This window comes from Bacterioplanoides sp. (assembly GCF_965226395.1).
GTDB lineage: Bacteria > Pseudomonadota > Gammaproteobacteria > Pseudomonadales > Oceanobacteraceae > Bacterioplanoides.
The window spans coordinates 3,923,133-3,945,140 of sequence record NZ_OZ245358.1; the positions used below are offsets into that span (position 1 = coordinate 3,923,133).

Sequence of the window (22,008 nt, forward strand, 5' to 3'; positions counted from 1 at the left end):
GGTGCCAGCCCCAACAAGCTCAATACTTTCAATGACTTAAGGAGATTTAGCCGATAAATTGGGCTGCGAATCCGGGTGGATTCTCAGGATGCTTTGCAAAATGCAATGCAGGAGGTTTTGCAGAGTGGTTATTTATCCGTCATATTGCCAAAGCCTATTTACATGATTTAGATCTTTCCTCTCTGAAACCTCTAAGGTTACAATTACTTCTATGATCAAGAGCTTTATCCATAAGGGTCTGCAAAGGTTCTATCGATCAGGCAATACATCTGGCATCCAGAAGAAGCATGAGAAAAGGCTACGCCTTATTCTTACCAACCTGGATCAAGCTGAAACCCCTGACGATATGGATTTACCCGGCTTGTTTATGCACCAGCTCAAAGGGGAGCGAAAAGGTATTTGGTCAGTACGAGTCAGCGGTAACTGGAGAGTGACTTATCGCTTTGATGGTAAAGATATTGAAATCGTGAATTATGAGGATTATCACTGATGACCATGTTTAACCCTTCACACCCGGGCGAAATACTAAAAGAGCTGATCATCGAATCACTGAATTTAACCATTACTGATGCTGCCAGCCACTTAGATATCAGCCGTAAAACCTTATCAAAAGTGCTCAATGCACGAGGTGCCATCACCCCTGAAATGGCCGTACGCCTTGAGATGGCTTTTGGTAAACCCTCAGCAGATCACTGGTTGCGCCTGCAAAATGCGTATGATTTATGGCAGACCCGTCAGCAAAAAGACTCTCTGCAAGTTTCGCCTTATAAATTTGAAGTAGCGTAATCCGTTTTTCTCCTTAGCTCGCTAATAAAAGCTAACGGAAATACCCGCGCGACAAACATCAGCACCAGCATCAACAGGGATAAGCTCAGCCCGGTAGCGAGCTGCGCAACGTCATTCCAGTCGTTGGTTAGTCCTTGATGGCCGGCGACTAACAGCCCGGCAATCAACACACTCAAAACCCAGCGACGATGCTGATATGGCAACGGCAGCAAGTATTGGCTAACGATATAAAAGCTCAACAGGCGTAAGCCATACACCAGCAATAACACCCACACGGCTCCCCACACGCCATAAACTGGTACCAGCCACCAGTACCCCGTGATCGCCACTGCCGCACAAGCCCACTGAATCCACATTTGCGATTGGCTGGAGTTGCCAGCGAAGCAGCCAAGATTCAGCAAGTCTCCGGCATTTTTCAGTACATTCACCAGTGCCAGCCACACCACGATGCTGGCGGCCGCGTGGTAACTTTGCGGAAGCACCAGTAATACAAAGGCCGGTAAGGTCAGCACCATCGCCGCCCCGAGAAAGATGCCAATATTGGTACCGAGCAACGCAAAGTCAGCGCAGCGTTGTGGGCCATTGTCTTGCTGTAAAAGCTGGAAGCGAGCAGGAAACCACCATAAGGCAAAAGGCTGCATCATCAGCCCCAGAATCAGGGCAAACTTACTGGCGATGGCATACACCGCCAATTGCTCTACCCCGACCCGGTCGGCCAGCAGCCAACGATCCAGTCCGGTAATAGCAAACAGTCCCATGCGGCTTAACACGATTGGTCCGCCATAACGGCTGAGCTGACCAACAACCGTGCGATTCAGGCTGACAATTTGGCTGAAACCGCCGCTCTGGCGCAGCAGATAACGAATCAGCAGGCAAACCAGCATGGTGCTGGCAATCGCTCCTGCGATCAGCACCGCCTGAATATTGCTGTACGCATCCGAGTCAGATTCCAGCAACAGCACAATCAGGCTGGCCTGCAGCAGTACTTTAATCACGTTGTAGATACAAAATTGCTTTGCCATCGACTGCATACGCATCAGGGTCAGAGGAATCACAATCAGACCTTCAGCCAAGGTCGGCACTGCAATTAACCACAATTCAAGCTGACCAATACCAAGTGGCAACAACGCCAACAACTGACTCTGAAAAACGGCTAACAACAGCACTGCCAACAGAGTAATTACCAGAGTTAAGCCGGTGCAGCTGGCAACAATTGTTTCGCGCTGGCGGGTATCGGCTTCTCCGACAAACCGGTACAGGGCTTCCACCAAACCAAAGCCCATCACAATGGTGCCGATGTCCGCTAGTACAACCAAAGCCTCCAGCAAACCGTACTCCATTGGCGTGAGCTGGCGGGTCAGGTAAGGCATCATCAATAACGACACCCCTTTCATCAGTACAATACCAATGCCGTAGTAGAGCGCCTGGCTGACCACACCGGAAGTCTGTTTATCAGCAGTATCAGTTTTCATGACGCACCTCCTCCACCCACTTGGCTGCGCCAACCGCTTGAAACTGACGTGATAGCTGAGCGGCGCAAACATCGGCACTAAAGCGGGTTTTTACCTGGTGATACGCCAGACCTGTTTTTAAATGAATACGCTGCTGGCCTTTATCAGGGTCAGCCAGATCATCCAGCAATTGCTGCAGCGTACAGGCCAGAGAATGAGGGTCATTGTGCTTTGCAATCCAGCCACTGTATTCATCCAGAATTTCACCTGTTGCCATCAGATCGGTAGTGACGATGGGAATCTTGCTTGCCATGGCTTCTTTTAAAACCAACGGGCCAGTATCCATAATGCCCTCGCTGGTTTTGCAAAATGGCAGCACCAACGCCTGATAAGCCGAGATATGCTCACTCACCCACTGGCGAGATACCGCTCCGAGAAAATGCACCTGTTGCTGTAATCCCAACTGTTCAACCTGCTCGGTCAGTTGCTGTTGCATCGGGCCAGCACCAGCAATATCAATATGCGTTGTTGCCGGTAACTGCGTCATTGCCTGAATTAAATCGGGTAAACCTTTGGTTTCTGACAAGCGACCCAGAAATAATAATTTATTGTTTTTTTCTTGATTGTTTGTTTTTTGATTTTTCTTTTCCTTGGGGCTGCCTTGCTTGTCCGAACAAGAGTAACGGGGATAAAAAGTCTGGGTGTCTACGCCACAAGGAATATGAACAACCGGTGTTTCGGGTGATATGGCCTGAAACTCGTCATGCATTCGTTTGCAAACTGCAACAACAAAATCTGCATTTTGCAATTTACTTTGCAAATTCTGCGGCGTTTTATAAACATCAGAACCGTGGCTGGTAAACGAAACACTCACACCAGACAGACGCGCTGCGGTAATTCCCATCACGGCCGGAGACCAGGCAAAGTGACAATGAATGTGTTGCCCCTGATGACGCTTCAAAAGACACATCAGTTTAAAACCATTCAGTAAAACAGAGCGTGTCCGAACACCTTCCTGCTGCTGAGCAAAACGCCAGGCCGATAGCAGTGACGACAAATATTCATCCCCTTTCAACAAGGCCACTACAACATCAAAAACCCATAAAATCAGGCAGTTAAGCAGGGTAATAACTGACACATCGGCTAATGATAAAAAGCACTCGGCCAGTCCTTCGTCCCCGGCCTGACACGGTTCATCCCGTCTTATTAAACACACCGGAACGACCCGGTGACCCTGACGTTCAATCGCTTTTATTTCTGTTGTAACAAAGGTTTCGCTCGCTACCGGAAACTCAGAAAGCACATATAAAATCGTTTTCATCATCACACTCCTATTAGCTTTTAGGCCGTGAACCCATGCTCTGTTTATTTCACTCGGTTAATGAATCTTTGGCATTTGCTTTGCTCATTAACATTTATGTTTGATGTGATTCAGCAATGACAATGCCAACCAAAACATAAAAAACGGAGCACAATTATGAATCTGAAATTACCCAGCCGGGAAAAACGCGCAGCACGATTTAAAAGCCAATGTTGTGTCAGCGTGGTGATTCCAACGTACAATTGTCTGGAGTTTTTACCGCGCGCAGTTCGCAGCATTCTTGATCAGGGTATTCACAATCTTGAAATACTGATTGTTGACGACAACTCCAGCGACGGTACCTGGCAATGGCTGCAAGAACAGCAAAAACAGATTCCTCAGCTGCGCAGTTATCGTTTACGAGGAGTCGGTTCAGCCAGAGCCAGAAACTTTGCTCTGAAACGTGTGCGGGGTGAGTACATTGCTTTTCTTGATGCCGATGATTATTGGCATAGCGGAAAATTAAAGAAGCAGCTGGATTATCATCGCAGTGATCCACGCATCGTGATGAGCTTTACCAATTACCATCACACTACACCAGAAAACACCGACCTGGGTGACTGCTTTGGTTTCTGGCCACACTTTAATCAGATCGCCATTAAAGATAATGAATTTCACGAACTGGACGGCGCTGCTGAAAAAATATTCAGCGAAAATGTGATTGGCACCTCTTGTGTGATGGTCAAAACCAAAACTCAGAAAATGATCGGCGGCTTTGATCATAAACTGAAATCCGCCGAAGACTGGGATTTATGGATGCGTTTTTGCAAAGCAGGACGCGTTGCATATTGCCACGAAGAACTGATGGAATATCTGGTGCGTCCGGGTTCAAAAACCAGCAACCGCCTGCGTCGCCTCAATCATATGAAAATTATTATGAGACGCCACGAGGGTTATGTGAAACGCCACAACATCTGGGCCGTGATGCAGGCGCATGGGCGTTTAGCCACGGGTTATGCCGAACACTATGCCGAGCAACAGCAGTATCTGCGTGCATTCTGGCACCAAGCCAAAGCAACCCTGCTGAATCCATCCAAACGCAACGCCAAAGCCGCATTGGCGCAGTTATACTGGGCAATGAGAAATAAAGCACCTGCTGCCTGAATACAACAGACAGGTTAAACCCGGCATAAGGATATGCCCCATCTTTATTCCTGCCCCAAAGTGCGTTATAAGGCACTCATGAAAACACCCAAACAACTCCAGCCCTTAATTGCCGACGGCATCATCGACGAAGTACTCAGCCAACTGATGAGTGGTAAAGAAGCCACCGTTTACAGCGTACGTTGCGGCGATGAAATCCGCTGCGCCAAAGTCTATAAAGACGCACTCAAACGCAGCTTTAAAAAAGCGGCGCAATATCAGGAAGGCCGTAAAGTCCGCAACTCCCGCCGCGCCCGAGCGATGGAGAAAGGCTCTAAGTTTGGCCGTGCTCAGCAAGAAGAAATCTGGCAAAGCGCCGAAGTCGATGCCCTGTACAAACTGCAAGCCGCAGGCGTTCGGGTACCTGAGCCTTACGGCTGCTTTGACGGCGTACTGGTGATGGAGCTGATTCGCGATGACGAAGGTGATGTCGCTTCCCGTCTGAATGACGTGGCAATGAGTGCCGAACAAGCTCGCGAAGACCATCAGCTGATGATGCACTATATTGCTCGTATGTTGTGTACCGGCATCGTACACGGCGATTTATCCGAGTTTAACGTGCTGGTCGATGACTATGGTCCGGTGATTATCGACCTGCCCCAGGCCGTCGATGCCGCTGCCAATAACAACGCCAAAGCCATGCTTGATCGTGATGTGCGTAATATGAATGTGTATTACGGCCAGTTTGCACCAGAGCTGATTGAGAGCCGTTACGCCGATGAGATGTGGGATTTGTACGAAGACGGCAAGCTCACACTGGATACCCAGCTGACCGGGTTGTTTGAGGATGCTGGCGAAGCCGCGGATGTGGATTCGGTATTAGAAGAAATCAAAGCCGCCTTTGCGGAAGAGCAAGAACGGCTGGAACGTATTCAGGATGCTGAAGCAGGCTAACGCCTGCTGATGGTTTCTGAGTTTACTTCAGTCGCCATAAATCACGTTCGGCATGCTTGGTAATCTGCGTGCTTTGATGGCAGATCTCCGTCACCCGCTCTAACTTCAGCTTGGTGCCCTCAGCAATGGCCTCAAGGGTATGAAACCCAGCATTCCCGGGGTTATCCTGCATATGACACAAGATTTCCCCTTCATTCATTTTGAAGTCAAACAGTTTGCCCAGCCAGATTTTCAGGCCTATCACAAACACCAGCATGCCGATCACGGCAATTGCGATAATTATTTCTAAAGACATAAACACCACCTGTTGAAGTGCCGCTATCATAGCGTAAATTACGTCAGTATGGCTCCCGATCCTGCTTAATAGTTGATATGGGTTCGGTATTAGTAAAAAGCCTGATTGGTTATATTTGGCGCTTATGGGCGAACCGTGATTGTTGCCGACACCAGTGTATGGGGGGATTATCTTAATGGTGTAATCAGCCCATTCACTGACGAGCAGGATAATAATCTGCTTGAAAGCAAGGTCGTGCTAGGCGACCTGATCTTACTTGAAATATTGCAGGGAATAAAAAGCGACAAGGGCTATCGCACTACTCAAAAACTGCTGAGCCAGCTGGATCAATACGAGATGCTTGACAGTAAGATGACAATCCAATGCGCGGATAATTACCGCACACTCAGAAAACGTGGCATCACCATTCGTAAAACAGCCGATGTAATTATCGCCACGTTTTGTATTGAGAATAAAATTCCATTGCTATTTACCGATAGAGATTTTAAGCCGTTTGTGGAGCATTGCGGTTTGGTTTCAGCAGTTCCTGTTGTCTATGGCCGAAGAAGCGTTCAATTGCTGAACGCCCGATGAAGTGTACTATAAATTTTAGCTGTAGTAGCTTAGGCTTAATTGAAATAGTCTGCTTTAGCTGGTGTATATCAAATTAAATAACCAAAATTTTCTACAAAAACATTTATCTCTTCAAAAAAATCATACCGTGGTCAGTAACTTCGGTAACATTACATATATTAGGAGTTTTTGTATCTTGAATATAAACAACAATGCTCTTCTCCATAGAAAATGCTGCAAGGGCTGTAGAGTATTCACTTCTTCCTGCGGCATTTTCAAGGTTGGTATGAAGAGTATGACCGCTACTTAATGTAATACACCCCTTACCCCAACGAATACCTATATCATCAATATCAACAACGATTTCTTTAGCAGAAAACGCATTAAACGATGCGAGAAAAATTATTGATGCAACAAGATATTTCATATTAATCCCCAATGTATTACTAGGACCTGCCTTTATGAATTAAGCACAAAAAGGGGCCATGTATCTATTCTATTCATAGTAACTTAACTATTTTTACAACCAGTTAGCCTAAGTCTTTAAAAACTAACTTTTCTATCACAAAAGTATCACCAAAAAATTAAACGGGCAAGCTCGAATACCAGCTCGCCCGAAGAGATTTTCCTGACAATAAGATTTACGAAGAAACCCGATACCCCTCCGGGTTACGGCTCTGCCAACGCCAGCTGTCCTTCACCATATCCCGCACATCCAGCTCTGCCTGCCAGCCCAGCTCATCTCGGGCACGGCTAACATCGGCATAACAAGCCGCCACATCGCCCGGGCGGCGGCCACTGATCTGATACGGCACATCGACCTGATTACAGTCTTTAAAGGCATTCACCAGCTCCAGCACACTGAGGCCATGGCCGGTGCCCAGATTAAACGCCTGCACGCCAGCAATGCCATTTTCAGAGAGCAGTTTATCTACCGCTTTGACATGCCCTTTGGCAAGGTCCACCACATGAATATAGTCACGCACGCCAGTGCCATCGCAGGTATCGTAATCACCACCAAACACCGATAAACACTCGCGTTTGCCAATCGCCGTCTGGCTGATAAAAGGCATCAGGTTATTGGGAATGCCATTTGGGTCTTCACCAATCAAGCCGCTTTTATGCGCCCCCACCGGGTTAAAGTAGCGCAGTAATGCTACTGACCAGGGTTGAGTAGCGTGATTTAAGCGGTCGGCATTGGGCAAATCGCGTAGCATATCTTCGATGATTAACTTCGAGCGACCATACGGGTTGGTTGCCGATAATGGCATATCTTCGGTTAACGGCAGTGTTTGCGGATCACCGTAAACCGTGGCCGACGAGCTGAACACCAGATTTTTCACCCCGGCATCCAGCATCGCCTGAATTAATTTTAGTGTGCATTCGATATTATTTTCATAATAAAAAATTGGATTTTCGCAGGATTCACCCACCGATTTTAATCCGGCAAAGTGAATAACAGCATCAATGGCGTGTGTATTAAATAATACGTTCAGGATATCGCCATTACGCACATCACCTTCAATAAACGAGATAGACTTTCCGGTGAGTTGCTCAACACGATGAATCGACTCACGACTGGAGTTGCTTAAATTATCGAGAACTAATACCTCGTATCCGGCTTCAATTAACTCTACACATGTATGAGAACCAATATAACCAGCACCACCCGTTACTAAAATCATATACAACTCCTGAAAAAGTTTTCACTTATTCGTCCTGAACTGATCATCCAATATTATTTTTAAATTGTGTTTATATATGCATCGCAATTTGCAACGCGTTTTGATATTTCGGTTTATGGTTTAACGTGACGGTTTAGCTTGCTACTTTATTTTGTCACTGCATTTTGCTGTTCAAGAAGGCGATTACCGGCCTGGGTCACCGCCACACTGACCGCCAATAAAATATATAAGGGCCAGGTAAAACCTTGGGTTAAAAAGGTGCCCGACACCATAAAACCGGCTAATCCAGCCAGGGTTGATTGTGCAGTTGCAAAAATCACCGGAGAACACTGTTGCTGCTGATATAAGGGCAGCAATTTATTAACCAGCCTTCTCATGCCAATCACCAGTTTGATGGCTAAGGTAATAAATACAATTAAGCCGACATATCCGGTTTCTGCTAACACACCAAACCACGTACTATGTACAGCATGGTTCATGCCATCCCAGTGTGGAGAATAAAAGAAATAGTTGGAGGTAAAGTTATTTAAACCAACACCCGTTAATGGATGTGTATTGGCCATATTAAATGCAGCTTCCCAGGCGTATAACCGCCCTTTTGCCGATTCATCAATACCATCTTCGGCGGCACCACCAGAGCTACGATCGGATATTCCAGCCATCGCTAATAAGGCAATTAATGCAATACCACCCAGGCTAATCAGCAGCAGTTTTGATTTAACTTTATACAAACCAAACACACCGGACACCGCCAGAATAGCCAATAACCCGCCCCGGCTTTGGGTTGCCAGAATTGCACTAGCAATCACAAAATACCCGATTACACCGAGTATCCGGCTAAAACGCCCCCGGCCTTTGGTCAGCGCCAGACCCGCAGCAAAGCTGATTGGAAACGACAACACCAGCGCCAGATCGTTTGGATCACCTAATACCGAACGCATATCCCGGGCAATGGTCACCCGGGTGCCTTCTACCAGCCCGATGCCATTGGCTTTGTTGTTTAAAGCCACCAGACCAATCGCAATACCGGCAATCACAATCATATTCGCCAACAAGGCAAATTGTTTTTCTTCCCGCACCATCCAGGCAATGGCAAATACCATAATGGCGATTTTGGAATAACTGCCAGTAAACATACCAATCGCCATACCGCGGTTACTGGCAAACATTAAACCGACGGTGACCAGCGCAAAAAACACCAGAAACCAGGTTAGCTCCGTTGTCATAAAAGGCTGAATTTTTCGGGTAATAATCAGATGCCAGGCCAGTGCCGCCAACGAAGCCAGCGCCAGTAACAAGGGAATTTTAAACGGCATTAAAAACGGAAAGGCTTCATGAATACGAAAGAATGAAAAAATAATAAAACCCAGACACATCAGAAAAGGCATGGTCAGCACACCCACCACCGCCAACGGTGCCAGGCCCGCCACCACGATCAGCAAGGGATGAGGCAGAAGATTCCAGGCCATCCCAATCAGGGAGCACAACACCACCAGCGCCACACCTTTAACGCGGTTGTCTTGTTGCCCCTGAGTGCTGAATAAGCCCTCCATATTACTGACCACGACCCAGCACCATCACTTTAATGGTGGCAAACACAATACCGATATCGGCTTTTATCCAGTTATACACTGACGTTAAAGACAGGCTGTAGGAAAGGTCGTAACCCAGTTTATTTTTGACATCATCAAGGCATTCGTCATAGCCCTGATGCACCTGAGACAAGCCGGTAATACCGGGTTTAACACCATAGGTACGATCGGTAAAATACGGAATCTGCTGCTCCAGCCGACGACAAAAGCTCGGGCGCTCCGGGCGTGGGCCAATCAAAGACATATCTCCCCGCAGCACATTGATAAATTGTGGCAATTCATCAAGACGGGTTTTGCGTAAAAAATTGCCAACCCGGGTAATACGCGCATCATTTTTTTGAGCCAGTGTCGGGCCACTTTGTTTTTCCGCATCCTGAGCCATGGTGCGAAATTTAATCATCATAAATACATCGGTTCGATCGGGTAATGACTGTCCGACCCGCAGTTGTTTAAAGAACACCGGCCCCTGGCTCTCCGCACGAATGGCCAGAGCAATCAATGGAAACAGCGGTAACACCAGTAACAACCCAAGCCCGGCTGCCAGCACATCAAATAACCGCTTAGCCTGGGTCACCGCAGAAGGAATAAACTGCCCGGATAACGACTGGTGGCGCTGCCAGATAATGGTTTTGCGGATATTTTTTGCCCGCCCGACGTTTACTGAAATGCTATGGCTATTCATAAATCTGCCCTCTTAATTATTTTCAGCCAGCTTTACCAAGGCTGTTGTTTTTTATTCATCAGGGTATTGAGCAAATACTTTGCCGATCCGATCAGGCCCATAAAATGACCAATGCAGAGGTAGCTGACTAACCTGACTACTTTATGATTCAGCAAGCGCTGCAACCCGCTATTGTGCGCTTGAGCATTTGTCAGGTAATAAGCCGCGGCCAGCACATAAACTGCGATCTGCAGCAGATACGTCAGCGCCCAGAACCAATGATGAGGCGCCAGCCAGGCCGACAGCAGCAATACCGCCAGCATGCAGTACGGCATCAGCACCCGTAAAAACTTGCCCGAGGTGAACATCCAGCTGGCCCAACCCAGATCAGGCAGCAGCAAACGCTTAAGTCGCAGAATCTGTTGCATATTGCCTTGCGAAATGCGAATCCGGCGCTGAGCATCCATTTCCATATCGCTGGGCTCGGTTTCAAAAATCTGCAGTTCCGGATCAAACAAGGCATTAAACCCTTGTGCCACGCCGCGCATCGGCAGGATAAAATCATCATTGATGGTGTCGAATTCCAGCGGCTGACAAAGGTGATGGCGAATGGCATAAAACGCGCCCGGCGCTCCCATAACCGCCCCCAGAGAGCCTTCCATCGCCCGAATCTGATTCTGATAATTCCAGTAAGCCTGCTCATTGCTTGTCTCATCAGAGCTTGAACCATCAGAGCTTGAACCATCAGAGTTTGAAGCATCACCTGGCTTCATGGTGGCTTTAATAACCGAGTAATGACCCGTCACTACTCCCACATTTGGGTGACACATAAAGTGATGCGCCATACGCCAGAAACAATCAGCCGCCAGCACCGCGCTCACATCAGAGAAGGCCATAATATCGGCGTCACACTGCTGTATCGCTTCGTTAACCATGGCAATTTTTCCGCGATTTTCCGGGTATTCCACCACCTGGATATCCAGCTCCGACAGGGAGAATTCGGTAAGCGCCGAACGGGCACGGGCGGCAGTCTGATCGCTGCAACCATCACACAACACGGTAATTTTAAGTTTGTCTTTGGGGTAATCCAGCCAGGATAAGCTGGTTAATTTCTGGTAAATGTACGCTTCTTCGTTATATGCCGGAATATACAAATGTACCTTCGGCACCCGGCGATCCCCCACACAATTGCGGAAGTTACGCGATGCAATTGTTGACCGGCGCGCGCTACGAAGGCGTAAGGTCGAGAGTGCTTTCAGCATCAGCGGATAACCCAGATGGTGATACACAATTAAAAAAATTAGAGCGGCTGCAATTACCTGAGCCATCACGGTATTGTCTGAAATATTCATCGTTATTCACCTCTAACGTTAAACAACCGTTGTAAAACCGGATTTAAGAAATGTTTTAAACCAAATTCTGATACGCCTTCACCATCACCGCTAAATCGCGGCACTGGGTAATAAAATTGCGCGGTGAGTGATTTCTGTCAGCAGTTTTTTGCTGTTCTTGCATAACCTTTTGCAAGTTTGCTGCCAGCGTCTTACTGCACTGCGGCTTTGACAGGTAACCCGTTTCAGGGCAAATGGCTTCTGAGCAGCCACCGACATCGGTTAATACCACCGGAATACCGCAGGATTGCGCCTCCAGCGGTGATAATGGCAGCCCTTCTTTCAGCGACGCCATGGTGTAAATATTCAACGCCTGATAAAACGGCAGCATATTGTTGACTGCGCCAAGCCATTGCACCCGATGCGCAACGCCCAGTTGCTCGGCTTGTTGTTGCAAGGTGGTTTTTAACGGGCCGTCACCGGCAATCAACAATAAATAATGCTCAGGTAATTGCTGCATGGCCTGCAGCAAAATGTGATAGCCCTTCTCTTTCACTAATCGCCCGGCGCACCCCATCACCACCGGCGTAAGCGTTTTGTTATTATTCCAGTGACTCAAACCCAATGCCGCCAGGGCTTGTTGTTGATCACCGGCAATAAATTTACGGCTATCAATACCGTTACAAATCACCTGAGACGGATAACTCAAACCAGCCTGCTGCATAGCGCTGCGAACCAGCTTGGCGTCTGCCACCAATTTAGGTTGCCCAATAGTTAATGCCAGCTGTTCCAGCCAACGGCGTTTGCGCGATTGCAGATGCCAGGCATCGTGCTCGGTATGAATGCGCCCGGGCACCTGAGCAATACGAGCGGCCAAGCCAGCGTAAATTAACGGCCCGATATGATGGCTATGAATGACATCTGCCTTTAATTGTTTAAACAGTTGCACCAGCTGCCACACCGTACTCATACGCCAGCCCGGCTTTTTATTGAGAAAAATAACTTGTGACTGATGCTTTGCTAAACGCGACCAGTGTGCAACGGCCGTGGGGTAATCCCCTTCCAGGCTGATGACATAACAGCGATTGTTGTTTGAGCGCTCAATTTCATCCGCCATCTCCAGTGCCATGGTTTCAATACCACCGGGGGATAAATGTTGCACAACCTGCACGTACACTTTTGGCTTAGCATGATGGGCATTTTTCATGATTTCACCTCAACATTGAGCGTCTCTTTTGAGAAATAACAGTCGGATTCAGATAACGGCTGCAGCTTAGGAATGCGGCTTAACACCGGAGCCTGAGTAAATTGCTGTAACTGATCGCTACGACGAATACTGGTATCCATTAATTCGGTAATCAGCGCCAAACCCGCTCCCAGAGCAATGCCACCAATCAAACCGGAAATAACAAACACCAACACCGGCAAGTTGGAGGGATGAGTTGGGGTAAAGGGTTCATCAATAATTTTGATACGGTTTTTTTCTTCAAATTTACCCAACGAGCCGGTGACCTTAGCCATTTCATAACGTTTTAAAAACTCGTTATATAAGTTTTTCCGGGTATCTAAATCACGCTCCAGCTCAATCATTTCCTGCTCAACCGAGGCGTACGCGTGAACCTGTTCGTCGGTATGCTGAATTTGCTGTTTCAGACTGGTAATTTCCTGCTGCAGGCGTTGTTCCAGCGTTTTTGATTTGCGCACGTCTTCTAACTGACTGAGCAATAGCGAAGATAATTGATTACCACCAACCGACTCTGGCACATCAATTTCAGCCTGAGCCGCGCTACTGGCCAGCCCGGAACTCATCGCCAGGTTCCACAGTTTTTCGATTTGTTGCGGCGTTAACCTGGCTGTTTTTTCAATCAGGCCATTACGTTTTTGTTTAATGTGTTCCAACTGACGCTGTACCGAAATCACCCGGGAATGCTGGTTGGTATAACGGGCGCGTAGCAATGCCAACTCGCTGGTTAACGCCACGATACGTTTTTCTAACGCACCCACCACCGGGTTGGTTGACGATAATTGTTGATCAATACTGCTGACTGCCGCACTGGCACCAGCCAGCTCCACTTCTTTTTGTGCTAACAGCTGGCGCAGCTCACGCAAGCGCTTGACGTTACCGCCGTGGAACGCAGGCAAAATAGCCGCGTTTTTTTGTTTAAAAGCGGATAGTGCTTGTTCTGCTAATAACAGCTGGGATTTTTGTTGGTTAATTTGTTCGCGAATAAATTCTTCTGATTTAGCAATCGATGAACGCTCCGGTGCCAGCAACTGTTCAACAAAATGCAAACTGACGACTTCAAGGATTTGTTTCATATCGCCGGGGTCGCCGGAACGATAGGAAATCTGCACCAGGTCTTTACCCATTTGATTCACCTGAATGCCCGATGCCAAACGCTTCATTAACTGATTGCGTTCGCTGTCACTGGTGGTGTCATCGGTGAGCTGTAATTCATCCACCACCGCCGATAACACATGACGGCTATGAAGCAAGGTATCGAGTGCTGCCATACGCTCTTTTAAATTAGTGGAGACCGATAAATCTTCCAGAAACGGATTTAATTTCGACGTTTCCTGAATCAGAATGGTGGTATGGGTATCGTAAATTTTACCGCGTGTTTTACCGATTACTGCACCGATTAATGGCAATAATAAAATCGGGATAATAATCAGGTAACGCTGTCGCCAGGCCGCGATTAAAATCAGATAGACATTTTTCCAGGCGCTGTTATTGCTCATAACGCACCTCGTTAGGTTTTTGCTCTAAAGTAAGCACTAAAGAATGTGGCGCCATCTGAGCACGATAATGCTGTTGAATAGATAAACCGCGAGGTACAAACGGACGCAGAGAGTTGCCACGTTTATAGCTGCTTAACCAGTCAGGGCCAATTTCGATGGAAAGACGATAATTTTCCAATACCTCGACGTGTTGCAGCAAACCGTATAACTCGATGCGCTGCTGGTCCGTCAGCTCATGAGTGTTTGCAGCAAACTGCCACTCAAGGCGATTACCCTCTGCCGGAGCTATCAATGATGTTTGAGCTGGAGACGCGTGAGCTTGCTCTTGCTTCTGTACATTCATCGCCTGCTGGAAAACATCCGCCGGTTTAAACGCAGGCTTATTCGCGCAACCGGTTGCCATCAGGGCAACCATAACCAGCAGCAACGCCCGGCCTGCACATTTAAATGGTTTAGTATTGGTGACAAACAAACCCATCGCTATTCTCCTGAATCGTTGCATTTTGCAATGCAAAACCTGCTCTCTCAGGAGGTTGTTTCAACCATCATGCCAACGGCATCATAGGGGTGAGCGCCAACAGCATCATAAGGAGAGCGCCAACCGGGTAATTGCCTTTCGCCAACGGATTAATTGCAAGGAAGAGATTGACGCCACGTCCTGCCAATCTTCCCCCACCTGCTGTTGAATATCTCTGAGTAAGGCTTCGGCCGCAGGAGTGGATTGTTGCTGTAACCACTGAAACCAGGCCAGGTCGTTATAGCCACGCATCAGCTCAAACAAACGCATATCCACATCGGGTAAAGGGCTGCACGGCGTGGGCTGTGGCGGGAAAAACTGGTAATCCGCTTCCCGGCCATCGGTCGGATCATAAGGGTTCGCTGTAGGCATCCGGCCATGCCATTGAACGTAAGCCTGCGCATCCGAATGCCACAACATCAGCCCGGCAGCATGGCGATACTTCGGCATATTGTATAGCCAGACTTTTTTAGATTGAGCCAGCTGCTGAATGTCGTGATGACTGGCTTCAAAGCCGTGATTAATCAGCAGTAAATCACCGGATTCTGCCAATACAATTTGCTCTGCATGATTTAATTGCAGCGCAGTTTTCAGCGGTGACACCTCGTTTTTTAAAGTCAAACGTGCATTTTCTGATGTTAAACTTGCAACTTGATTTGCAGAATGCAAACGCTCAGCGTCTCGATGTATCTCATCGTACTGACCTGGCTGAGCTTCATCACCAATCGACCAGTACAGATGAGAGTGCGTAGAAGGCTGGTTTTGTATGCGACTTAACTGACGCTGTAATCCCTCTGTGTTCAGTATCGCTTTCAATCGTTTATAGGGCGTATAGGCCAGCAAATCCTGTTGCGGATAAAAGCGCTGGTACAGGGTCAGTTGCTGCTGCCAGAACGGCAGATTATCAGCAGTTGGCGTCACCAGAGGCGGTGCCAGTGCCTTCAGCCCGGTTTTCTGCAAAAATCTGAGGTCGCAATAGGTTTGTGCCAGGCGATACGGGCGAAACTCATCAAACCAGTTCAGAGCTGGGTTATCATCCAGATAAATACCGACGCTTTTACCGGAATAGTCCAAGGTCATCGGCAGGCGTTGCAGCGTATGCTCGGCCATGATCTCAACCTGCCCTGCATCAGAATCTGGCTGATGTACAAAACGGATACGGTGTTTCGTTGCTGCTCGATCGCTTGCGAGCCCAGCAGCCGATACGCTGTTATCCGGGTAAAAAAAGGCATGCAGCAGATATTGTCCGGCAGCGTACTCCGACTCGGGCGATTTCAGATGGCGTATATCTTTAATCAGCTGCAACTGGCTACCCTCCCGGTACCAGCTAGCCTGAGCAATACGAAACTCAGAGCGAAACCCCGGGATATCCGCCTGCAACTGCACGTTTTTCAGCTCTGTTTCTTTCAAGCCAGCTTCGCTATCAATAAAATAACGAACCACAAATGGCTGATTACTCGCAATCCGTTCCGGATTAGCTAATGCAGCCTGCTGCAACGACGCTGGCAAGGTCTTCTTTACGTGCCAATGTTGCTGGAAATACTCCTGACGTTGTCGCTCTACAGCCGTTAATAAATTGCCGTCATTCACTCCACTTAAGCTGCTCTCAATCGGCTGGAGCACCAGACCAGCAACATAACGTTCGGACGGGGTTTCACCCAGAAAACGGATTTCAATCGAACTGTGGCCACTGATATCCAGCGGAAATTGCTGTCTCAGCCCACGCTTCTGCACAATATCTTGCCAAGGAGAGTGTGCGGCGGCTTGCTCGTACAAGGATAAATACTGTTGTTGATACCAGTTTTTAGCGCGCTGTTCTGAAGAAAGCTGCCCATCGTAATGAATGCCATTAATTTCAACATCCAGATTGTGCTGTCGCGGTAGGTTTTCCCACTCCCCCACATCTTCACGAAATAAGGTCAGCTGCCAGAAACGACCCGCCGCCAACATAGCGGAAGTCACCGGAATACTGAGCGTATCAATTCCGGCAATGCCATCCTGCAACCAGGGTTCAGGCCCGGGGCGGTTCACTCCACGTAACAGACCCTGTAAGCGAATCCGGTTACTCAGCGGCTGTGCCGGTGTCAACGCCATCACACCGGGCAGAACCGGGCTGTCTGACGTACCAAAATCCATCACCAGGGCGGGATTTGAAACACCAACCAGCGGCTTTGCAGCCCGTATCTGAACCTGAGTGAGCTGAACTTTGGTATCTGTATCCACTGCACTAAACACCCTCAGATCGATTAAGGCATCAAGGTTGAGATACCGCCCTGCCGGGGTTTTTAAGCCTGCCAAATCCAGCTGTAATGAAAAATCACCGGGGGCAACAGTTCTCTCTAGGTTCACCCGGCTGAAATAATCATGGCTTTGCTGATCATCAATCCGAATCACGATGAGCACCGAGGCGTGATTCGGGTTGATACCACGGATAGCCAGTAACTGACGCTCAGCCGAGACAGAGGTGAGATTCAGCCCTTGCAGTGATTGCTGCCAAGGCAATGACACAGTAGCTGAGTCAGGCAATAGACGGGTTATAACCGACTGCTGACTGTTTTCAGGGTTAGCAGTGCTATCAGCCTCGGCCACTACCTGCGTCGCCAAAGTAAGTAAAACCATACCAAAAAGATAACGGTATAAGTTATTCATAAATTCAACCTCAACTCGTCGCCTAAAAAACCAGCAGCTCAAGCCAACGCCATACGGCGTTGCACTTCGTTATAAATGGTTAATGCACGGTTTTTCCAACTCTGGTTCTGAACCCTAGCCATGCGTTGGCGGGTATTGGTTTGCATACGGTCAATGTCTTGCCAGTTGCTGACCACATCAATAAACGACAGGCCCGCCCTTTCCAGCGCCAAATGATCAATGGCGGGCAGATCCAACCCGGCACGTACAATCTGCGCGGCAAACTGTTGTGCTTTGTCCGCTTGCTGATGCTCTACGACATGCACACAGTGGCGATACGGTGTTAATGCTGGGAAATCGGTCGCCACCACCGGCTTACCGCAGGCCAGGTATTCCCGTAACTTCAGCGGATTACAGGCGCGGATTTGTTCGTTATCTAAAAACGGTAGTAACGATACCTGCCAGTGATGCACATATTCCGGTAGTTGCTGGTGACTTTTTTCACCGAGAAAATGAATATTGCTCTGCCCTTTTAATAAGCTCACATCGCAGCATTCTTTACCGATCAGTACGAACTGCCAGTGCGGTAACTGTTTGGCGGTGTTTAACAATAACGATTGATCCAACCAGCTGCTGATGCTGCCATAAAAACCAGCAATCGGGCCGCCCGTTGGTAAATCAGCCGGGCGAACCGGTTCACCGCAGGTACTGTTAATGCCTCCCGGTGCTTCATAAAAATATTCGGCAACACCGTGCGGAACATACAGAGTTTTATCGGCCGGAAACTTTTTAGCCAATGCTTCACTGGCAACCACAATTAAGTCCACTTCTTTAACTAACTGCGCTTCCAGCTCAGCAACAACCGCATGGTCAACACCGGCTAACGCGGAGAAGTCATCGCCACAATAATAAATACTGAAGCAATCGTTCATTTTCCCCAGCAGGTTGGCAGCACTGGGTAACGACACCCATAAAATTGTGTCTTTGTTTTTTAAATCGCGACGACGTGAAAAAATCCGCTGGCGTAATAATTTCTGATTTAACCAGCGCACCAGACGATTGCCATGAAACGGCAGCGCCAGTGGATGAATCACCGTTGGTTGCCAGTCTTTAGGTGGACGCTTTTCCAACGGATCGCAGCTCTCCAGCACTTGTTCTGGTGTTGGCGTTGATGTTAGTGCTGGTTTCATCCAGGTATGCGGAAGAGTCATGCTCCAGCCTTTTTTGATCACCCGCAGCAGGTCATTTTTATTGAGTTTGGGCGAACGCAAGCCAATCGAATTCACCCAGGTAATGTCGTGTAATTTGGATAATTCACGCGCCAGGTGTTGAGTGCTGCTTGGGTGCGCATCCCAATCTTCACCAAAAATCACCATCGGCAGCCCTTCGGCCTGAGATGTATTGGCCTGATGAGTATCAGTCTGTTTCATGCTGCCATCTCCTGTTTTATCTTGCCGGTAATTGGTTTTAATACTCGGGCAGGTACGCCACCGGCCACGACTCCGGCCGGTAAATCCTGAGTAACCACACTGCCAGCAGCGACCACGGTGCCTTTGCCAATAGTGACTCCAGCCATCACCGTTACCCCAGTGGCTAACCACACATCCTCTTCAAGAATAATGTCGCCAACCTGTTCGTCGGTTTCTGGCAGGCCTTGAGCACGGGCAACCGGGTCGAGCGGATGGCCGGGGAATCCAGCCAGAAATACCTTACCTGCCAGTCGCACGTTGTTACCGAGAACAATTTTCCGGCCAACGGCAAGCGTATTTTGCCAACCCACATCAACGTTATTGCCGATGATTAATTCAGGCGTTTTTGCAGCGCACGAACGGCCACACAAGGTTGCAATGCCCGACATACGCACGTCATCTCCCAGTGTAATGTTCAGATTGCCCAGCACCTGAGGCATGCCGCTGTATAGATAAAAGCGGTTGCCATAGTTCTGTAAACGGCTTTTAAACAGCGGTGTCCAATACAGAATCCGGGTCAGATTCGCCCAACTGTTGTGAGCTTGAACATGCAGCCAATACAGTGGCTTGTGAATCAGCGAAATACTTGGGATCTGAAAAAAACGGATCGCATTAATCGCTGACATACAGGCTTTGGCAATGGGTGACGGCGATGTTTTTAGCCACTGTTTTACATCATATGGTTTAACTTCGTGTTTAACGCGTTGCATAAGATCACCTCCAGATTGCTGTTATCTTTATTCCACCGTGACCGATTTGGCCAAATTACGTGGCTGATCGACATCGGTGCCACGAATCACAGCGGTGTGATACGCCAGTAATTGCACTGGGATCGAATACAGAATCGGATGCAGAGAGGCACTGGCGGTGGGCATTTCAATCACCGCATCGGCTTTGTCTTTGCCGTCTGTAGCTGATTTCCCTTGTTGACCATGGGAACAACAGTGGTCAATGCCTCGTTTGTCGCTGATCAGAATGACCTTGGCACCGCGGGCACGTACTTCCTGCAGGTTGGAGATGGTTTTCTCAAACAACTCATCGTATGGCGCTAACACCACCACCGGCATATGCTCATCAATCAGGGCAATCGGGCCGTGTTTCAGCTCACCGGCGGCATAACCTTCGGCGTGAATGTAAGAGATTTCTTTTAATTTTAACGCCCCTTCTAAGGCAATCGGATAGCACTGCCCCCGGCCCAAAAAGATGGTGCTGCTGGCTTGCTCCAGAACTTTCGCCACATCACGGATATTGGCTTCGTGCTGCAGTGCCGTAGCAATACACTGAGGTACTTCGCCCAGCATCGACATCAACGCGCTGAGTTCCGCCGGGTCCTGACTTTGACGTTGCTGCGCCGCTTTCACCGCCAGGCGAATTAATACGGTTAACTGCGAAGTAAAGGCCTTGGTCGACGCCACCCCGATTTCAGGGCCACACAAGGTGCGGTAAACAAAGTCCGATTCGCGCGCAATCGAGCTATTGGGAACATTCACGATTGACAGGCAGTACTGACCCCCTTCTTTGGCGTAACGCAGTGCTGCCAAGGTGTCAGCGGTTTCACCACTCTGCGATACAAACAGACAGCCGCCGCGCTTCATCAGAGGCGGTTGGCGGTAACGGAATTCAGACGCGAGATCGACTTCCACCGGCAGTTGTGCCAGCTTCTCAAACCAGTATTTCGCCACCATGGCGGCGTAATAGCTGGTACCACAGGCAATGATGCTCAAACGGTCGATGTCGGCAAAATCCATCTCAGGCGCGGCCGACAAACTCAGTTGATTCAGACCATCCAGTGTGCGTTGAACTGCGACCGTTTGTTCGTGAATCTCTTTATGCATAAAGTGGTCATGACCTTCTTTACTGACCGCTTCATTGCTGTGTTCGATACGGGTACGAGGACGATTCACGACGTCCATATGTTTGTCGAAGATAAAAATATCTTTGGCTTCGACCAGCGCCAGATCACCCTCTTCCAGATAAATCACTTCATCCGCCATCAGACTGGCGGCAACCGCATCTGAGGCTATAAACGCAGAATGCTGATTAAATCCCACAACCAGCGGGCTACCGCGTCGGGCCGCGATAATCTGGCCATCTTTACCGTTAAATAACGCACCAATGGCATAGGTGCCACGCACCCGGCTTAATGCACGCTTGGTGGCAATTAAAGGCTTGTAACCCTGGGCCAGATAATCGCTGATCAGCATTGGCAGTACTTCGCTGTCGGTATCGCTGGAAAACACATGGCCTTTTTTCTCCAGCTCGATACGCAACTCCTGATAGTTTTCGATAATGCCGTTGTGCACCAGCGCCACGTCATCGGTCATATGTGGGTGAGCATTAATGGTGGTTGGCTCACCGTGGGTAGCCCAGCGGGTGTGAGCAATACCGGTACTGCCTGGCAGCGGATGCTGCTGTAAGGCATTCTCCAGATTATTTAACTTGCCGTTGGCACGGCAGCAATCAATCACGTTGTTATCAATGGTGGCGATACCGGCGGAATCGTAACCGCGATACTCCAGCGCCTTTAAGCCACTTAATAATGTTTGTGCTGCCTTGTGGTCATTCACCACTCCGAATATTCCGCACATAAGATCACCCTCACTGTCGGTTTTATCGTTTGTTTCGTAGTAAGGAGGGTGTTAGCGATAACCGGGCCAGAAGCCAGATTCAGCATTAAATCATTGATTTATAGAGGTTTATTTTTATTTTAACGGGTTCACTGAGTAGTGTTTTGAGTGGTGCAACGCAAGGTGATTTGCGTTTTGCAAAGCGATTTAAGAGGGTGATTTGAGAGAGTGGTTTGAGAGAGTGGTTTGAGAGAGTGGTTTGAGAGAGTGGTTTGAAAGGGAGGCGAACAAAATGACAAAATGTTGTTTTTATCATACCCTGCATTTGTTTCTTC

Annotated in this window: 20 protein-coding genes; 5 read left to right on the plus strand and 15 right to left on the minus strand. The window is 48.5% G+C overall.

Annotated elements, in window-relative coordinates; all coding sequences use genetic code 11:
* Positions 1-211: 211 nt before the first annotated feature.
* Together ACO05E_RS18010 and ACO05E_RS18015 are read left to right on the plus strand one after the other, a co-directional pair.
* Positions 212-490 (plus strand): type II toxin-antitoxin system RelE/ParE family toxin, encoded by a 279-nt coding sequence (locus ACO05E_RS18010; RefSeq protein ID WP_419810865.1) that lies wholly within the window; start codon positions 212-214, stop codon positions 488-490.
* The gene (locus ACO05E_RS18015; protein WP_419810866.1) at positions 490-786 is read left to right on the plus strand and encodes a HigA family addiction module antitoxin; all 297 of its coding nucleotides are present in this window, start codon (positions 490-492) and stop codon (positions 784-786) included. Before ACO05E_RS18010 ends, ACO05E_RS18015 begins: the two co-directional genes overlap by 1 nt.
* Here ACO05E_RS18015 and ACO05E_RS18020 read toward each other — a convergent pair.
* Both ACO05E_RS18020 and ACO05E_RS18025 read right to left on the minus strand, forming a co-directional pair.
* Complete coding sequence (locus ACO05E_RS18020) at positions 765-2,258, minus strand: lipopolysaccharide biosynthesis protein (RefSeq protein WP_419810867.1); 1,494 nt, start codon at positions 2,256-2,258, stop codon at positions 765-767. The genes ACO05E_RS18015 and ACO05E_RS18020 overlap by 22 nt on opposite strands.
* Positions 2,248-3,558, minus strand: a complete 1,311-nt coding sequence (locus ACO05E_RS18025; RefSeq protein WP_419810868.1) for a glycosyltransferase — start codon at positions 3,556-3,558, stop codon at positions 2,248-2,250. The genes ACO05E_RS18020 and ACO05E_RS18025 overlap by 11 nt, the downstream gene beginning before the upstream one ends.
* Before the next feature lie 156 nt (positions 3,559-3,714).
* Between ACO05E_RS18025 and ACO05E_RS18030 the strand changes: the two genes are divergently transcribed.
* Positions 3,715-4,701 (plus strand): glycosyltransferase family 2 protein, encoded by a 987-nt coding sequence (locus tag ACO05E_RS18030; RefSeq protein WP_419810869.1) that lies wholly within the window; start codon positions 3,715-3,717, stop codon positions 4,699-4,701.
* A 78-nt stretch (positions 4,702-4,779) separates the two neighbouring features.
* The gene (locus tag ACO05E_RS18035; protein ID WP_419810870.1) at positions 4,780-5,634 is read left to right on the plus strand and encodes a PA4780 family RIO1-like protein kinase; all 855 of its coding nucleotides are present in this window, start codon (positions 4,780-4,782) and stop codon (positions 5,632-5,634) included.
* Positions 5,635-5,656: 22 nt separating this feature from the next.
* Here the strand turns inward: ACO05E_RS18035 and ACO05E_RS18040 are convergent, their stop codons facing one another.
* Positions 5,657-5,929: a hypothetical protein gene (locus ACO05E_RS18040; RefSeq protein ID WP_419810871.1), complete on the minus strand. Its 273-nt coding sequence runs from the start codon at positions 5,927-5,929 to the stop codon at positions 5,657-5,659.
* A gap of 135 nt (positions 5,930-6,064) precedes the next feature.
* Between ACO05E_RS18040 and vapC the strand changes: the two genes are divergently transcribed.
* Positions 6,065-6,502, plus strand: coding sequence for a type II toxin-antitoxin system VapC family toxin (vapC, locus tag ACO05E_RS18045; RefSeq protein ID WP_419810872.1), 438 nt, complete (start codon positions 6,065-6,067; stop codon positions 6,500-6,502).
* Positions 6,503-6,605: 103 nt separating this feature from the next.
* Here vapC and ACO05E_RS18050 read toward each other — a convergent pair whose 3' ends face one another.
* From ACO05E_RS18050 to glmS, 12 genes are all read right to left on the minus strand, one after another.
* A complete protein-coding gene (locus ACO05E_RS18050; protein WP_419810873.1) occupies positions 6,606-6,908 on the minus strand; it encodes a hypothetical protein in 303 nt (100 codons plus the stop codon).
* Positions 6,909-7,122: 214 nt separating this feature from the next.
* Complete coding sequence (gene galE / locus ACO05E_RS18055) at positions 7,123-8,166, minus strand: UDP-glucose 4-epimerase GalE (RefSeq protein ID WP_419810874.1); 1,044 nt, start codon at positions 8,164-8,166, stop codon at positions 7,123-7,125.
* Positions 8,167-8,312: 146 nt separating this feature from the next.
* Positions 8,313-9,719 carry an O-antigen ligase family protein gene (locus ACO05E_RS18060; RefSeq protein WP_419810875.1) on the minus strand — a complete coding sequence of 469 codons (1,407 nt, stop codon included), beginning with the start codon at positions 9,717-9,719 and terminating at the stop codon, positions 8,313-8,315.
* Between the two features lies 1 nt (position 9,720).
* On the minus strand, positions 9,721-10,440 hold the full coding sequence (locus tag ACO05E_RS18065; protein WP_419810876.1) for a sugar transferase: 720 nt from the start codon (positions 10,438-10,440) through the stop codon (positions 9,721-9,723).
* A gap of 32 nt (positions 10,441-10,472) precedes the next feature.
* Positions 10,473-11,771, minus strand: coding sequence for a glycosyltransferase family 2 protein (locus ACO05E_RS18070; RefSeq protein ID WP_419810877.1), 1,299 nt, complete (start codon positions 11,769-11,771; stop codon positions 10,473-10,475).
* Positions 11,772-11,826: 55 nt separating this feature from the next.
* Positions 11,827-12,957, minus strand: coding sequence for a glycosyltransferase (locus ACO05E_RS18075; protein WP_419810878.1), 1,131 nt, complete (start codon positions 12,955-12,957; stop codon positions 11,827-11,829).
* On the minus strand, positions 12,954-14,492 hold the full coding sequence (locus tag ACO05E_RS18080) for a GNVR domain-containing protein (RefSeq protein ID WP_419810879.1): 1,539 nt from the start codon (positions 14,490-14,492) through the stop codon (positions 12,954-12,956). The genes ACO05E_RS18075 and ACO05E_RS18080 overlap by 4 nt, the downstream gene beginning before the upstream one ends.
* Entirely contained in the window at positions 14,482-14,970 is a 489-nt protein-coding gene (locus ACO05E_RS18085) for a hypothetical protein (protein WP_419810880.1), read from the minus strand. The genes ACO05E_RS18080 and ACO05E_RS18085 overlap by 11 nt, the downstream gene beginning before the upstream one ends.
* A 105-nt stretch (positions 14,971-15,075) precedes the next feature.
* A complete protein-coding gene (locus tag ACO05E_RS18090; protein WP_419810881.1) occupies positions 15,076-17,658 on the minus strand; it encodes a hypothetical protein in 2,583 nt (860 codons plus the stop codon).
* A gap of 38 nt (positions 17,659-17,696) precedes the next feature.
* Positions 17,697-19,067: a glycosyltransferase gene (locus ACO05E_RS18095; RefSeq protein ID WP_419810882.1), complete on the minus strand. Its 1,371-nt coding sequence runs from the start codon at positions 19,065-19,067 to the stop codon at positions 17,697-17,699.
* Positions 19,064-19,816, minus strand: a complete 753-nt coding sequence (locus ACO05E_RS18100) for an acyltransferase (RefSeq protein ID WP_419810883.1) — start codon at positions 19,814-19,816, stop codon at positions 19,064-19,066. The genes ACO05E_RS18095 and ACO05E_RS18100 overlap by 4 nt, the downstream gene beginning before the upstream one ends.
* Before the next feature lie 27 nt (positions 19,817-19,843).
* Positions 19,844-21,694 carry a glutamine--fructose-6-phosphate transaminase (isomerizing) gene (gene glmS, locus ACO05E_RS18105; protein ID WP_419810884.1) on the minus strand — a complete coding sequence of 617 codons (1,851 nt, stop codon included), beginning with the start codon at positions 21,692-21,694 and terminating at the stop codon, positions 19,844-19,846.
* Positions 21,695-22,008 lie beyond the last annotated feature (314 nt).

Excerpts from the sequence above, each read along its gene's own strand:
- ACO05E_RS18010 (WP_419810865.1), top strand. The coding sequence starts at position 212 with ATGATCAAGAGCTTTATCCATAAGGGTCTGCAAAGGTTCTATCGATCA.
- ACO05E_RS18015 (WP_419810866.1), top strand. The coding sequence starts at position 490 with ATGACCATGTTTAACCCTTCACACCCGGGCGAAATACTAAAAGAGCTG.
- ACO05E_RS18020 (WP_419810867.1), bottom strand. The coding sequence starts at position 2,258 with ATGAAAACTGATACTGCTGATAAACAGACTTCCGGTGTGGTCAGCCAG.
- ACO05E_RS18025 (WP_419810868.1), bottom strand. The coding sequence starts at position 3,558 with ATGAAAACGATTTTATATGTGCTTTCTGAGTTTCCGGTAGCGAGCGAA.
- ACO05E_RS18030 (WP_419810869.1), top strand. The coding sequence starts at position 3,715 with ATGAATCTGAAATTACCCAGCCGGGAAAAACGCGCAGCACGATTTAAA.
- ACO05E_RS18035 (WP_419810870.1), top strand. The coding sequence starts at position 4,780 with ATGAAAACACCCAAACAACTCCAGCCCTTAATTGCCGACGGCATCATC.
- ACO05E_RS18040 (WP_419810871.1), bottom strand. The coding sequence starts at position 5,929 with ATGTCTTTAGAAATAATTATCGCAATTGCCGTGATCGGCATGCTGGTG.
- ACO05E_RS18050 (WP_419810873.1), bottom strand. The coding sequence starts at position 6,908 with ATGAAATATCTTGTTGCATCAATAATTTTTCTCGCATCGTTTAATGCG.
- galE (WP_419810874.1), bottom strand. The coding sequence starts at position 8,166 with ATGATTTTAGTAACGGGTGGTGCTGGTTATATTGGTTCTCATACATGT.
- ACO05E_RS18060 (WP_419810875.1), bottom strand. The coding sequence starts at position 9,719 with ATGGAGGGCTTATTCAGCACTCAGGGGCAACAAGACAACCGCGTTAAA.
- ACO05E_RS18065 (WP_419810876.1), bottom strand. The coding sequence starts at position 10,440 with ATGAATAGCCATAGCATTTCAGTAAACGTCGGGCGGGCAAAAAATATC.
- ACO05E_RS18070 (WP_419810877.1), bottom strand. The coding sequence starts at position 11,771 with ATGAATATTTCAGACAATACCGTGATGGCTCAGGTAATTGCAGCCGCT.
- ACO05E_RS18075 (WP_419810878.1), bottom strand. The coding sequence starts at position 12,957 with ATGAAAAATGCCCATCATGCTAAGCCAAAAGTGTACGTGCAGGTTGTG.
- ACO05E_RS18080 (WP_419810879.1), bottom strand. The coding sequence starts at position 14,492 with ATGAGCAATAACAGCGCCTGGAAAAATGTCTATCTGATTTTAATCGCG.
- ACO05E_RS18085 (WP_419810880.1), bottom strand. The coding sequence starts at position 14,970 with ATGGGTTTGTTTGTCACCAATACTAAACCATTTAAATGTGCAGGCCGG.
- ACO05E_RS18090 (WP_419810881.1), bottom strand. The coding sequence starts at position 17,658 with ATGAATAACTTATACCGTTATCTTTTTGGTATGGTTTTACTTACTTTG.
- ACO05E_RS18095 (WP_419810882.1), bottom strand. The coding sequence starts at position 19,067 with ATGAAACAGACTGATACTCATCAGGCCAATACATCTCAGGCCGAAGGG.
- ACO05E_RS18100 (WP_419810883.1), bottom strand. The coding sequence starts at position 19,816 with ATGCAACGCGTTAAACACGAAGTTAAACCATATGATGTAAAACAGTGG.
- glmS (WP_419810884.1), bottom strand. The coding sequence starts at position 21,694 with ATGTGCGGAATATTCGGAGTGGTGAATGACCACAAGGCAGCACAAACA.